The sequence below is a fragment of the Sphingobacterium paucimobilis HER1398 genome, from assembly GCF_000416985.1.
Taxonomy (GTDB): Bacteria; Bacteroidota; Bacteroidia; order Sphingobacteriales; family Sphingobacteriaceae; genus Sphingobacterium; species Sphingobacterium paucimobilis.
This window is the reverse complement of the sequence record NZ_ATDL01000004.1, coordinates 454,154-469,344: the sequence shown is the minus strand read 5'-3', so window position 1 is coordinate 469,344 and position 15,191 is coordinate 454,154. Positions and strand designations below refer to the sequence as shown.

The following is a 15,191-nucleotide window of genomic DNA, read 5'->3' as shown; positions in this document are numbered from 1 at the left end:
TATCTATTTTACCACAACTTTCAATGTCCGTACAATTTCCTGCTTGTTATCCTGGCTTTGGTTGGATGCCACGAAAGTCACATAATATGTTCCAGGATTCTCAAAAGTATAGCTGTATTCTTTTACAGGAGCCGTTGCATAGTTCTTGATCGATATTGGTTTATCAGGTCCTAATTGAAAAGGTTCTCCTAAAGTAAAGGGCTTGGATACCACCCAATGTTCTGTCTCGATATCTTCAACCTGTTTCACGCCATTATCATCCGGTCCATAGAAATTACCCTGCATAGAAATCTGGCTTTTGGAAACGGTAGTCCGCGAAGGTACATGAGTCAGCGCAAAGGGGTCTACTAGTCTAAAGCCGGCATTGTTTGTATTGATGATTTCTAAATCACCGGCATCGACACTCTTGTTCTGAACTTTAAAGTTGGAAACAACCCACCTGCTAGCATTACCATTGATACTTTGAAATTTTGTAACATAGCGAAAAGCAAAATACAGAGGCCTACCATCCTTCGATAAGGGATATAGGCTCTGCGCTCCTGAAGAAATAATACTATTTCCAGTTGCTAATGCAAACCAGTCCGTAACGTCAGTCCAAGCTGTACTCTTGATATTATCAAAATTATAATCCCCATTAAAATCGCTTGATACGAGGACAGAAAGCTGGTCTTTTTGACTTCCTGCCGTAATCTGACTATCGAAAGACACTATATTTTCCCAGCCAGGTTCAGCAACTCTCCCTTCTTTATGTGCATAATCAGAGAATAACTCCCCCGAGTAAAAATTAATATAATCTGCTGTAGAAGCTATTTTAAACAATACTGGTTCACCTGCATTATACTCATCCTGAATAACCTCAACTTCAAAAGAAGGTTTTTCAATCTCCATTTCTAATCTCTTACACGAAGAAAACACGCTAAGACACACGCTTAATCCGAAAAAGATATATTTATTTATATTCATGTTATCTACGTTTTACCAATGTTTGTTTTGAGTTAACTGTGGGTTTCTTGCAATCTCCGAGCTTGGAATAGGCCATATATCATGCTTTTCATCAACAACATTTCCATAGTTTGGTAAAAACCAAGCTGTAGGTGCATTCTGTAAAAGCAAGTTGTATACGCCATGCATCTTTTCGTAGAATATTCCCCAACGTAGCAAATCATTGCGCCGAAGCCCCTCGAAGCAAAGCTCACGGGACCGTTCATCCTGAATAAATGCTAAAAATGTTTCTTTGGACGCGATTGCGGTATTAGGAACATTAGCTTCTGATTTGTTATACAATATGGCCTGCACCTGCGCCCCTGTTCCACCACCACCTTGTATAGAAACCGCTGGTGCAGAGGTGTATCCTGTGCCATTCGTTAAGCCTAAAACAGGATCTGCAGTAAATGTAAACCCAGTCACAGAACCTCCATTAACCGTCGCCTTGACTGACACACCGCTTCCACCTCCACCTGTAAAAGTCACTGTGGGAGCCGAAGTATAACCTGTCCCCGGATTGGTAATCTGAAACGCTTTCACACCTGAACTTTGTGCCCTTTGTCTAACCTTATTAACTGCTTCCACCGCATCTTCACTTGGTCCATTAATTGCGTTTTCAGCTTCAGCAAACATAAGAAGCACATCAGAGTAACGAATGAGTGGATAATTTATGGAAGTAGCATTGGATTCAGGGTGCGGCCAATATTCACGTCTATATTTTCCTACATGCCGCTGGAACCAATTTAGATAACCTACACTAGTGAGCATATTTTTGGTTCCATCATTATTATAAGTAAAATTGGCTATGTTCCAAGACTTGCGCGAGTCCTCGGCATCATCTATGGGGTATTTATCCCGCAACACACCACTAGTCAATATCAAGCCCTGACATCTTCCAATAGATGATCCTACCGCAGAGTTAGGGCCAATATATCTTCCCAAATATCCAGTTTCATCAAAGGTTGATGCCGAAGTACCGTAAAATTCGACCTCCCAGATATTCTCCTTAATATCGTATTGGTCTTTTGCCAATTTGATAAATACATCAGAATAAGATGGATTCAGCGCATGCCCAGCTTCTGCATCATTAATTACCTTTAATGCCCAATTCCTAGCATCGACATACTTGCTCTCATCTTTCAACGGAAAACCCGCCCAATGCAAACACACCCGTGAAGCAAGTGCACGTACAGCGGATTTACTAATACGGCCTCCAAATCCTATATCACGGATATCAAGGACTAAGCTTTCAGCGGCTGTCAAATCGGCTATAATCTGCTCATATACTTTTCTGGAATCTGTCCTATCAATAGAAGTCATAATGGGGTCCTCTGATGGTTCTGTCATCAAAGGCACATCGCCAAAGTAGGTTGTCAAAAGGAAGTAATAATAAGCGCGTAAAGTTAAAGCCTCTCCTCTAATGGAGTTTCTAAAAGACTCTTCAATTTCGGTGTTACTGTTCACGTATTTTAACAATACATTTGCTCTTGTAATTCCTTTATAAAGCCATTCCCAGAAATAAAAAACGTAGGTATCTGTAGCTGAAAAATTATAGATATGTGGCCCTGAACGTGTCAATTGAGAAACTTGGGCCTGATGGCCATCATCTGCATCTAATCCAAGGTAAATAATCATATTCATGCCGTACAACTTGTCCTGCCCGAGCACAGAATAGACTCCGTTAAGACCTTGCTGTATTGCTTCCTTTGTATTGAAAGCCGTCTCTGGTGCTACAAAATCCTTAGGTTCGGTACTCAGGAATTTATCGCAACCTGTCAGCGTCGTGAACAACATTAAACTGTATAATACTATCTTTTTTCTCATTTTTTGCAACTATTAAAGATTAAGATTCAATCCAAAAACAATGGTTCTTGCTATTGGATAAGCTGAATAATCAAAGCCTGGTGTAAGCGGATTCTTCCCTCTTGTTGAAACCTCTGGATCCATCCCGGAATATTTGGTCCACGTCAGTAGATTCTGGGCAGAAACATTAAGACGTAAACTGCTTATTCCTAACTTATCGGTCAGATTTTTGGACAGATTATACCCCAATGAAACTGTTTTAAGACGGATATAGGAGCCATCTTCGATGACGCGCGACGAGTACCGGCCTCCCGGTCCCTGACCTCCTGCCCGATAATAGGTATTGGAGTTGTTTTCTGGAGTCCATCGTTGGCTATAACTCGCATACTGGTTCAAATCCTTCCCGCCAATCGCGTTGCCATCAAACAAAAGTCTATTTGCGTTATACACATCGCCACCATAAGACCATTGCATCAAAAAACTAAGATCAATGTTCTTGTACCTAAAACTATTGTTGATACCGCCCACATGTATAGGGGTACCATTACCAATAATTGTTACGTCGTTGTCATTGACAACCCCATCGCCATTTAGGTCTCTATATTTAATGTCCCCTGGTTGAATATTGATCCGGTCCGCCTGTGATGCGTTACTCGGCACATCTGCCTTTAACACATATACGCCGGGTGCTGTATTTTCGAAATCACTGTATTGGTATACCCCATCGAATACATACCCATAAAATAAGCCGATCGGTTTACCAATGGTAGCTACGTATAGGTTGGTCGCATTGTAGTCTGCAAAAAAACTAACATTGGTAAACATGTTTTTGGTCCCATCGACTAATTCAACAACTTTATTTTTATTGAATGTGATATTAAAGCTGGTATTCCAATCGAAGTCTTTCTTTTTTATATTGATCGTATTAAGCGTGACTTCAATACCACTATTTTGCACCCGACCTACGTTTTTCATAATGGACGGGAATCCCATAGTTCTGGGAGCCTCTGCTTGCAATAACAGATCGCGGGTATCTTTTTTGTAATAATCTACCGTTAAACCTACTCGGTCATTAAAAGCCGAAATATCAAACCCAATATCTGTCTGCCATGTTGTTTCCCATTTCAAAAAGTTATTACCTAATACTGTGGACACTAATCCCCGACCAGGTGCACCATTATTAAAGGAATAAGAAGGATTTTCGCGTGGCACGGCAACAGACATCTGAGAATAGGCAGCAAAATCATCTACTCTGTTATTACCTGTGGCTCCATAGCTTCCTCTCAATTTGAAAGAAGTAATCGCATCCACATCCTTTAAAAAGTCTTCTTCATGTATATTCCATGCGAGTGCTGCCGATGGAAAATATCCCCACCTATGGTTGGGAAACTTCGAAGAGCCATCCGCGCGGAAGGTTACAGTGGCAAGATATTTTGATTTGTAACCGTAGTTGAAACGGCCAAAAAAGGATGCTAAACTATGATCAGTCTGTAATGCTAATGCATTGTTCAAATCGCCTGTATCCAATCCTGACATAACCAATTGTTCATACAAAAGATTAAAACCAGTATAGCCATACTGCTCAAACATACGTTGCTGCAAAGAGCCTCCTCCCATAAATCCTAACTTATGTCCCCCACTTAGATTACGGTTATAATTTAACGTTATCTGCCCATCCCATGTAAAAGAGTCTGAATTACGAACAGAACCATTGACTCCATAACTGTTATTTGGATTCAAAGGAGATCCCTGTGTTGTCATCGAATTAAAGAAAATATGTTGCTTCTCCTGGGTATATTTTACGGTTCCCATTGCTTTCAATTGTAACCCACGCATGAGGTTATACTTTAAGCCTAGATTAGTAATCACTGAAGGTGTATTACGGCGCGTATAATCATTCTTACTTGTTATGTATGGATTAAGACGGACATCCGCCCCTGAAATATTTTCAGGATCGCTCACCTCATCTAACAGATTTAGCCCGTTGCCTGTTATGGGTCTGAAGCCCCAGGTACGGAAGAGAAGAAAGGAAGAGGTAGTACCTCCATCGCCTGCTGCTATTAGCGAACCATAATTACGGTTATAAGCCAGGTTACTGTTTAGTGTAAGCTGTATCTTCTTACTTAAATTCTGATCGATATTAACGCGTAATTGGTATCTATCGGCACCTGTGCTCAGGACTACACCTGGTTGCTTAAAAACAGATCCCGAGATTGCGTATTTTGTATCCTTGTTTCCTCCTCGGACAGCAAGGCTATAACTTTGGATAAGAGACCTCTTAAAAATCTGATCTTGCCAGTCGACGCCTTTGATACTACGATAGTTTTCTAGTGTTTTCTCCCTTAAATAGGAACTTGCCGCTGCAGTGGGATTAAGGTCCAACTGATATTTAACAAAGTCATAGGAATCCATCATTTCCATTTTCTTAGTCACATTTGCCATACCTATTGAAGTACCAAACTCAATGACAGGTTTCCCTTCCAAGCCTTTCTTTGTCTCTATAACAATAACACCGTTGGCACCTCTTGATCCATAAATGGCTGTTGCCGACGCATCTTTCAACACGTTGAAGGTTTTGATATCTTCCATGTTAAGGGATGCCGCATTGAAATCTTCAATTGGAAAGCCATCGATAACATACAGTGGAGCATTACTTTGTGTTATGGAGTTGGTTCCCCTAATGACAATATTAGGATCTCCTCCCGGTTGCCCATCAATAGCTGATACAGAGACACCGGCAACTCGCCCTGCCAGTGCTTCTGTAAAAGAGATTACAGGAGCTTGCAACATAGCTTCAGGAGGCACTTCGCCTACTGCCCCTGTCAGATCGCGGCGGCTTTGTTCGCCATAACCGATGACCACCACCTCGTTGAGCTTAGAAGGCTCCTGAACAAGCTGTACGTTGATTATTTTATTGGCTCCCACAGGTTTCTCTTGCAATGTATAGCCCAAATAACTAAAGACCAGAACGGCATTCTGTCCTTCCACTTTAACCTCATAAAGCCCTCGACTATTGGTAACCACACTGTTTGATTTCCCCTTTATCTGAACAGTGACTCCAGTCAACGGCTCGTTTTTCTCATCAGTCACTTTACCGGTTATAGCTATGGTAGACTGCTGAGGCTTCGACTTGATCGATATCGTTTTTCGATTAATGACGTATGTCAAGGGCTGGTTGGCCATCAACTGGTCCATTATATCAGTGATGCTGGCATTCTTGACAGCGATAGTGACTGGGTTTGCCTTTTTAAGCAATTGTGCACTATAAAGAAAGTCATAGCCACTACGCTTTTGCAATTGGATGAAGGCTTCTTCTAAGCTCACATTTTTGTATTGAAGATCAATACCTTGAGCCATAATGCCTGCATTAACATGCATAACAGCCGCCATCACCATAATGGTCAGTAATCTCATAAAACGAAATATTTTAATATGAAAATGTGTATACCTCCTGCAGCGAAATGCAGTACTTTTTTTATACATTTGAATGTTAGGTTTAATTTATAACTGATTATACAAGATGATCTTTAATTAGTCCTGATTTTTATTCCCGAAGACGGTGCAAACGTTTTCGGGACTTCTTTTCAGGAAACTATTATGTCCATACTTAGTCCATAACAATTATCCTCCTTCCCTCTATCTTAAATTTATAGACGCCGGTCAGTTCAAGACCTTTTAGCAATTCATCAAGCCCCTTTGATTTTGAATAAAGTCCGCCGATCAGATTCTCTTTTGGGGTTCCCCTATATTCCACCTCCATATCATACCATCGTGCTATCTGCTTCATAACCTCGTCCAATGTATTATCCTTGAAAACAAAAAGACCATCTTTCCAGGCTAAAGCCTGACGAATGTCTACCTTTTTGAGGAGAATATCAGATTGCCCATGACGTACGACACTCTGTTCGCCTGGACTTAGTATCAGCTCTTTATCATTACGAAGTACTTTTACAAGGCCTTCAATAAGCGTTGTCTTTTCAACATTATCATCACTATAAGCCGAAATATTGAAATGTGTTCCTAACACTTGTACTGTTGCAGATTTCGTTGTGACCACAAAAGGCATTTTCTCATTTTTAGCTACTTCAAAATAAGCCTCGCCAGAAAGTTCTACGGTTCTATTCAACCCTTTGAATGCTAAGGGATAGCTAAGTGTTGAATTGGCATTCAGCCACACTTTGGTCCCATCCGCAAGTGTCAGTCTATATTGCCCTCCTTTAGGGACATAAAGCTTATTCGTAGCAGGGACCCCAAATGCAATATTTTTAGATTCATCATATTGGATCTCATTCTGATTTAGTTTTTTTATCCCCGTAACCCCATTTGCAGAAAGGAGTCCATTGTCAGCACCATCCAACGCTACCGCCGCACCATTGGACAACGTGAGGGTCACTGTGCTCGAATCGATTAAACCTGGTGTCATCGATTCGGATTTGCCTTGTAAGACAGCTACAGGTTGTCCTTTGTCTGTATCACGTACGTAGAAGTATATTCCTATTGATAGTATTAAAGCTACAGTGGCCGCATATCTACCCCACCAAGGTATCCGTGTTACTGTCCGTGTACTGGACAGCGTATGAAGGATATTTTTATAAATCTTTCCCCTTAGTTTCTTTTGATCCGCCAACGAGGTAGAATCTTGCATCTGAAAGCTATCTTTATAGGCAAAGAGCGCGTTCCTTTCATCCTCGGTAGATTCTCCAGCGATATATTTTTGATACAGATCTATGTATTCTTCAGGTGTCATTATAATTTAGGTTACGTCTATAATATTAAAGAGGGTATCTCCAGCCGTCAACACACATAGAAATATTATTTTTTTAAAAAAAATCGAAAAATCGTTACCGTGACTTATTTGAATAGTAAATCGACAGATTTTTATTAATTTAGCAACCGAGCCAATGACACCGTAGCCCCATGTACAAAAGCAAAGTAACCGATCAAGAATTATGGCATGCTGTAGAGCAGGATGATTCGAAAGCTTTTGCTGTACTCTACAACCGATACTGGCATAAGCTTTTTAAAACGGCTGAATATTATTTAAAGCATGCTGATTCGGCTGAAACAATCGTTCATGATGTTTTTGTCGTATTATGGCGAAGGAGAAAACACCTTAAGATAGAAAGCTTTGCAGATTATATCCACGTCACTGCGCGATATCATATCTTCAAAGTTCTTAAAGCTCAAAAACTATCGCCCATAGAATATATAGAAAGTTATGAAACTGTCGAAAAGGAAGAAACACTAAATACCGCAGATGAAAAGCTAAGCTATATTGATTTTGAAATTAACCTCCGCGAGTCTCTAAAACCTTTGCCACAACGGTGCCGTGAGATATTCTGGTTAAGTCGGATAGACCATCTATCCAATGATGAAATCGCTGCTAAATTTGGAATATCCAAGCGTACTGTAGAAAATCAGATTACCCATGCACTGAAACATCTACGCACCTTAATAAAAGACAACCCTTCGCACACCCTTTCTTTGCTATGGGTCATTATCGTGATGCTATAGGTTTGGACGTCTTGGGATTAAATGCCTTTGTAAGCCCATTATTCTCCTTTGCATCTTACAACTGTCGGATGACAAATCGTAAAATATTCCATACAATCCATATTCCTACCAAAACAACTCTTTAAAATCAATAATTTAGAGGCTGATATACTTAACTTATTTTTTAATGAACAAAAGAACTTTATTATTCTTGGCGTGTCAACTGTCGTGGTTTATCCCCCAGGCGCAAGAAGGTAAAAAGCCATTAACATGGCAAGAGATCCCGTCGTGGCACTATATCCGAATGAACGGAGCACAGCCTTCTGAAGACGGTAAGTGGTTTGCTTATGTAGCAGGACCTTCTGAGGGAGATCTGACCCTTACGCTGAAAAGCACCAAAGATACCTTAAACTATAACTACAAAATAGGCGGTCAAAGCACGCCTATCGCTTTCTCTAATAACAGCCAATATATCGGTTTCTTTGAATCACCAAATTTTAAAGAAATAAAAGCGAATGAAAAAGCGAAAAAGCCAAGCAGTAAAAAGCTTAAAATCGTTGCTTTAAAAGACACCGCATCGTTGAGTTTTGACAAAGTACAAAGTTTTAACTTTTCTAACGATGACAACAAATGGGTTGCTATCCGCTTTGAAGGTATGCCTGCTGGCCCCGGCGCCCCGAGAGGTGAAGATGCAGGCCGTGGAGCAGATTTAGTCTTGTACAACCTCTTGACCAAGAAAAGCTTTAACCTGGGTAATGTCAGCGACTACAAATTCAACAAATCCGGTCAGTACCTTGCTTATACCATCGATGCCAATAACAAAAATGGTAACGGTATATTCTTGATGGATATGACAACAGGACTGACAAGTGCACTACAAAATGATGATGCCAATTTTTCTAAAATCAGTTGGAATAAAGAAGGCACCGCATTTGCGCTCCTGAAATCTAAAAAAGATAAAAAATACAAAACTCCGGTATATTCGTTGATCGGTGTTAAAAACATAAAAGGGCAGCAAGCGGAGGTATTTACCTATTCGGGCCTAGATGAAAATCAAATTATGGCAGGCTACGGTATCAGTCAACATACCGGAGCGTCGTGGAGTAAAGACTTAAGCACGGTATTCTTTGGTATTGCAAAACTTGAAAAAACGGAAGAGCCTAAGAGTACGGAGAAGAAGATTGATGAGCTGGGTAAAGATTCCACGAACACGAAACTAGCGATAAAAGATAGTGTTTCAACGGATTCCACAAAAACAAAGCTAGCTAAAGCTGCGCCTACGAAACCTCAAGTCAACAAAAAAGATCTCGAAAAACCAGACATGATTATCTGGAACTGGCAAGACAAGCGTTTGCAATCGGCACAGCGCACGCAATTGCAAAGAGACAAGAATTTCATGATCATGAGTGCTTGGAATGTCGCTTCCAACAAATTTGTATCTCTAGCGGATAGCGCTATAAAATCTATCGCTCTAGCGCCAAACCAAACAATCGGATACGGATTGGATTTCAGTCCATATGAATACGAGGCCAACCTGGATGGACAGGGATATGGTGATCTATATATCGTAGATGTAAAGACTGGTACTAAAAAACTAGCGGTCAAGAAATTGTACATGAATGCATCGCGTGGCTTTTCGTTCTCGCCAAACAGTGACTTCCTTCTGTACTATAACGACGGAAACTACTACACGCTAAATGTAAATACATTACAACAAAAAAATATAACCGAAAATATTGCGGCTTCTTTTATTGACATCTACGATGACCATAATGTTTCTAAAGTCGCAACCGGCAACTTTGGATGGACAGCAGATGGAAAATATGTCTTATTGAAAGACAACTTTGATCTATGGAAGGTATCTGCAGATGGCAAATCAGCTACTACACTGACGGACGACTGGAAGAGCAAAAAACTCACCACCAGAGGTGTTAGCAGACTATATGAAGATGACGAAAACATCGACTTGAAAAAGGATCAGTACTTTACCGTGCTCAGTCAGGAGACTAAGCAAAAGGGAATAGCATATCTACCTGCTGGTCAAAACAAAATGCAAATCCTAAAGCTCGATGATATGAACATGAGCTCGATCAACAAAGTGAAAAATAGCAATACGTTCTTCTACATCATGGAGAGCAGTAATCAAGCACCAGAATACTTTGTAAGTCAAGACAAGTTCCTTAAAACCGAGAACCAACTGACTAAGAACAGAAGTAATAATGATAAATATGCCCTATCGGCAGGTTCTAAACTGATCACTTATGTGAGTGACCATGGCGACACGCTACAGGCTACTCTTTATCTTCCTGCAGACTATGTAGAAGGAAAGTCTTATCCGACGATCACCTATATCTACGAGCGACTTACAGACGATAAAAACACCTACGCGCAACCGGGATACCCTGGTGGTGGATTCAATAGAGCGATGTACAACAGCAATGGCTACGCGGTATTAATGCCGGATATCAAATACAAATTGAATGATCCAGGTATGTCTGCTGTAGCATGTGTAATCCCAGCTGTAAAAGCAGCAATCGCTACGGGAATTGTCGATGAGAAAAATGTAGCTATACATGGACACTCATGGGGTGGTTACCAAACGGCATTCTTGATCACGCAGACGAATATCTTTAAAGCAGCAGTAGCAGGAGCTCCATTGACGAATATGATCTCTATGTATTCATTGATCTATTGGAACTCGGGATCTTCGAACCAAGCGATCTTCGAATCGAGCCAGGGTCGTCTTACAAGTGGATACTGGGACAATTGGGAAGCCTACACACGTAACTCTCCTATATTCCATATCAAGAAGGTCAATACGCCACTGATCATTATGCACAATGATAAAGATGGTGCGGTGGACTATACACAAGGAGTCGAGTACTACAACGGTCTAAGACGTCTTAACAAACCAGTCGTAATGCTTACCTACAATGGTGAAAACCACGGTTTGGTGAAAGAAGTCAATAAGAAAGATTACGCAGTGCGTATGATGGAGTACTTTGATTACTATTTAAAAGGACAAGAGGCTCCAAGCTGGTGGTCTAAGGGCGTAGATTATATGGACTTAGAAAAACACTTAGAAGAAAGAGCATTTTAATAATAGCCTAATGGCTGATGGCAAATAGCTATCAGCCATCGACTATTAGCTATAAACTAAGCATAAAAAAGGCGTTGAAAAAATTCAACGCCTTTTTTATGCTTAGTTTGTTTTCTTATTAACCGTTTGACAATGCTGCTGCACCGGAAACAATCTCAGTCAACTCAGTAGTAATTGCCGCTTGACGCGCCTGGTTGTAAGACAATTTCAATGCTTTCAATAAATCACCTGCATTTTCTGTAGCCTTATCCATCGCTGTCATACGTGCTCCGTGTTCTGAAGCGTTAGAATCTAAAACAGCTTTATACATTTGAATTTTGATCGCCTTAGGAATCAATTCTTCAATGATCTTTTCCTTTGATGGTTCGATGATATAGTCAAGTTCTGCTACGTTCTCTCCTTTTTCTTCTGGTACCAAAGGTAAAATCTGCTCCGAAGTCAATACTTGAACCGCAGCATTTTGGAATTGATTATAAACCACTTCTACACGGTCTATATTACCTTCCTTAAACTCGTCCATAATGTACTCCGTAACCTTAGAAACATTTTCAAAATTAAGATCGTTGAAAAGCTCGTTGTGATTACCAATGACATTAAAACCACGCTTAGTGAAAAAATCGTGCCCACGCTTACCAATAGCAACAATACTCAGGTTGCCACGGGCATGCTGCTCCGCATATTTACTGAAGATAAGATTATTCGTTGCCTTAATAACATTCGCATTAAAAGCTCCGGCCAAACCTCTATTAGAGGTAACTACAACAACCAATACCTTAGTAGGGACACGGTCTTGTGTGTACGGAGAATCATTACCTTCTACAGAACTGGATACTTGAGCTAGAATATCTCTTAATTTATTGGCATAAGGACGCAACTGCACAATCGCATTTGTCGCACGTTTTAATTTCGCAGCAGATACCATCTTCATCGCTTTGGTAATCTGTTGCGTGGATGTAACCGACGTAATCCGGTTTCTTACTTCTTTTAAATTTGCCATATGTAAATTGAGATTTGAGTATTGAGTAGTGTGTATTGAGTATATATCTCTATACCCAATACCCTATACTCATATCTAATTAATATTTTGAAGCTAATTCTTTAGCTACTGTTTCTAACACATCTGTCAATTCATCAGAGAATTTACCTGCTTTAAGAGCAGACAACACTTCTGGATGACGTTGTTCTAATTGTGTTAAGTATTCTTCCTCAAACTGTCTTACTTTATCTACAGGGACGTTACGCAACAATCCTTTTGTACCTGCATAGATAATAGCAACTTGTTTCTCCACAGAAACTGGAGAGAACTGTCCTTGTTTCAAGATTTGAACGTTACGTACCCCTTTGTCCAATACGGCTTTAGTCGCTGCATCTAAATCTGAACCAAATTTAGCGAAAGCTTCTAACTCGCGGTACTGTGCTTGGTCTAATTTCAAGGTACCTGCAACTTTCTTCATCGATTTGATCTGCGCGTTACCACCTACACGTGATACCGAGATACCTACGTTGATCGCTGGACGGATACCTGCGTTGAATAAGTTAGACTCCAAGAAAATCTGACCATCTGTAATTGAAATTACGTTGGTAGGAATATAAGCTGATACGTCTCCTGCTTGTGTCTCAATGATAGGAAGTGCTGTCAATGAACCGCCGCCTTTTACCAAATGTTTGATAGACTCAGGCAAATCGTTCATTTCGCGAGCAATTTCGTCTGAAGAGTTGATTTTAGCGGCACGCTCTAATAAACGAGAGTGAAGGTAGAATACGTCTCCAGGGTAAGCCTCACGTCCAGGAGGACGCTTTAACAACAATGAAACCTCACGGTAAGCTACCGCTTGTTTTGACAAGTCATCATACACGATCAATGCTGGGCGACCTGTATCACGGAAAAACTCTCCGATAGCAGCACCTGCCATTGGTGCGTAGAATTGAAGAGGAGCTGGCTCTGCAGCAGAAGCTGCAACAACTACAGTGTAAGCCATAGCACCTTTTTCTTCCAATACGCGTACGATATTCGCTACTGTAGAGTTTTTCTGTCCTACAGCAACATATATACAGAATACAGGCTGACCTGCATCATAAAATTCTTTTTGGTTGATGATCGTGTCGATACAAACCGCAGTCTTACCAGTCTGACGGTCACCGATTACCAACTCACGCTGGCCACGACCTACTGGAATCATCGCATCGATAGCTTTGATACCTGTTTGTAAAGGCTCAGTAACCGGCTGACGGAAAAGTACCCCTGGAGCTTTACGCTCGATAGGCATTTCATAAGTCTCGCCTTGAATTGGTCCTTTACCATCGATAGGTTGTCCCAATGTGTTTACGACACGACCCAACATACCTTCACCTACTTTAATAGATGCGATACGGTTGGTACGTTTGATTGTATCTCCTTCTTTAATTTCGTCTGATGGGCCTAAAAGTACGACACCTACGTTGTCTTCTTCTAAGTTCATTACAATACCTTGTAATCCATTAGCAAACTCAACTAACTCTCCGGATTGAACTTTTGTTAAGCCGTAAACACGAGCAATACCGTCACCTACTTGTAGTACGGTACCTACTTCTTCTAATTCGGCTTCTGACTTAAAGCCTGACAATTGCTCTCTTAGAATTGCCGAAACTTCATCTGGTCTTACCTCTATCATTTTAACTTCGTATAAGGGGTTTTAGAATCTATTACTTTATCGATTTCGTGCAAGGATTAAACACCTTGCGTTACGAAATGTCTTTCTAGTTTATTTAATTTGCCAGCGATGGTCGCATCAACTTGTCTGTCGCCTACCTTGACCACAAATCCACCAATTAATGTAGGATCTACTTTATTGACTAAGATAACCTCCGCATTGATCTGTTGACCGATGGCAGTTTTCAACGCTTGAATATTGGCTTCCGACAATGCAGACGCAGAAAGTACTTCTGCCTTAACAATACCATTCAACTCGTTGTACTCGCGAATGAATTCTAATGCAGTAGCATAAATCAATTCGCCACGTCCTTTGCGGATCATAATCCCAAAGAAAGTCATGATTTCAGGTCTTACTTTACCATTGAAAAGAGCCACTAAAATTTTCTCTTTCTTATCTGTTTTAATAATAGGATTATTTAAAACAGCCTGCAATTCCGAACTCGATTTTATTACAGCAACTATCTGCTCTATATCGGCTTTGACCGCCTCTACATGACCTTGCTCTTTTGCCAAATCCAATAAAGATTTAGCATATCTAGAAGCAACTTTGAATACTGACATGTTTAAAAATTTAAAAATTTAAAAATTACAATCAAGCAGAACCCGATTAATTCAATTTAACGTCTTTCAACAAGTCAGAAACTAATGCCTCTTGTTTACCTTGGTCTTCAAACTCCTTCGCCAATACTTTGCGAGCAATATCTAAAGACAAAGAAGAAACCTGGTTCTTAACCTCTGCCAAAGCTTTTAACTTCTGATCTTCAATTTCACGCTTCGCGTTTTCAATCAACTTAGATCCTTCAGTCTGTGCTGCTTCTTTTGCTTCAGCAACAATCTTATCTTTCAATGCTTTTGCTTCCTGAAGAATAGCATCACGCTCCACACGAGCATCTTTTAATAATTGCTCATTCTCATTAGTCAGACGTGCCATTTCCAATTTAGCCTTTTCTGCTGAAGCTAAAGCATCAGAGATACCTTGCTCACGCTCATCTAATGCACTAATGATAGGCTTCCAAGCAAATTTACCCAATAAAAATACGACGATTACCAATACAATCAGTAACCAGAAAAATAAACCGAAGGAAAAATCGTGAATTAATGCGTCCATTATATATGTTT

The 15,191-nt window shown here is 40.4% G+C and carries 10 protein-coding genes; 2 read left to right on the top strand and 8 right to left on the bottom strand.

Going from position 1 to position 15,191, the window contains the following annotated elements:
* Window positions 1–3 precede the first annotated feature (3 nt).
* The 4 genes from M472_RS27505 to M472_RS27490 all read right to left on the bottom strand — a co-directional run bounded on the left by M472_RS27505 (window position 4) and on the right by M472_RS27490 (window position 7,534).
* Complete coding sequence (locus M472_RS27505) at window positions 4–963, bottom strand: DUF5017 domain-containing protein (protein ID WP_081643086.1); 960 nt, start codon at window positions 961–963, stop codon at window positions 4–6.
* 12 nt (window positions 964–975) lie between these two features.
* Window positions 976–2,808, bottom strand: a complete 1,833-nt coding sequence (locus M472_RS27500) for a RagB/SusD family nutrient uptake outer membrane protein (protein WP_021069057.1) — start codon at window positions 2,806–2,808, stop codon at window positions 976–978.
* Window positions 2,809–2,820: 12 nt separating this feature from the next.
* Window positions 2,821–6,201 (bottom strand): TonB-dependent receptor, encoded by a 3,381-nt coding sequence (locus M472_RS27495; RefSeq protein WP_021069056.1) that lies wholly within the window; start codon window positions 6,199–6,201, stop codon window positions 2,821–2,823.
* Between the two features lie 193 nt (window positions 6,202–6,394).
* Window positions 6,395–7,534, bottom strand: coding sequence for a FecR family protein (locus M472_RS27490; protein ID WP_021069055.1), 1,140 nt, complete (start codon window positions 7,532–7,534; stop codon window positions 6,395–6,397).
* Window positions 7,535–7,704: 170 nt separating this feature from the next.
* Here M472_RS27490 and M472_RS27485 point away from each other — a divergent pair, with 170 nt between their 5' ends.
* Entirely contained in the window at window positions 7,705–8,301 is a 597-nt protein-coding gene (locus M472_RS27485) for an RNA polymerase sigma factor (RefSeq protein ID WP_021069054.1), read from the top strand.
* Between the two features lie 166 nt (window positions 8,302–8,467).
* The gene (locus M472_RS27480) at window positions 8,468–11,380 is read left to right on the top strand and encodes an alpha/beta hydrolase family protein (protein WP_021069053.1); all 2,913 of its coding nucleotides are present in this window, start codon (window positions 8,468–8,470) and stop codon (window positions 11,378–11,380) included.
* A 118-nt stretch (window positions 11,381–11,498) separates the two neighbouring features.
* On the opposite strand, the gene atpG is transcribed toward M472_RS27480, so the two are convergent.
* The 4 genes from atpG to M472_RS27460 all read right to left on the bottom strand — a co-directional run bounded on the left by atpG (window position 11,499) and on the right by M472_RS27460 (window position 15,180).
* Entirely contained in the window at window positions 11,499–12,377 is an 879-nt protein-coding gene (gene atpG, locus M472_RS27475) for an ATP synthase F1 subunit gamma (RefSeq protein WP_021069052.1), read from the bottom strand.
* A gap of 79 nt (window positions 12,378–12,456) precedes the next feature.
* Complete coding sequence (gene atpA, locus M472_RS27470) at window positions 12,457–14,031, bottom strand: F0F1 ATP synthase subunit alpha (protein ID WP_021069051.1); 1,575 nt, start codon at window positions 14,029–14,031, stop codon at window positions 12,457–12,459.
* A gap of 56 nt (window positions 14,032–14,087) precedes the next feature.
* The gene (atpH, locus tag M472_RS27465) at window positions 14,088–14,633 is read right to left on the bottom strand and encodes an ATP synthase F1 subunit delta (RefSeq protein WP_021069050.1); all 546 of its coding nucleotides are present in this window, start codon (window positions 14,631–14,633) and stop codon (window positions 14,088–14,090) included.
* Window positions 14,634–14,679: 46 nt separating this feature from the next.
* Window positions 14,680–15,180: a F0F1 ATP synthase subunit B gene (locus tag M472_RS27460; RefSeq protein ID WP_021069049.1), complete on the bottom strand. Its 501-nt coding sequence runs from the start codon at window positions 15,178–15,180 to the stop codon at window positions 14,680–14,682.
* Window positions 15,181–15,191: the final 11 nt, after the last annotated feature.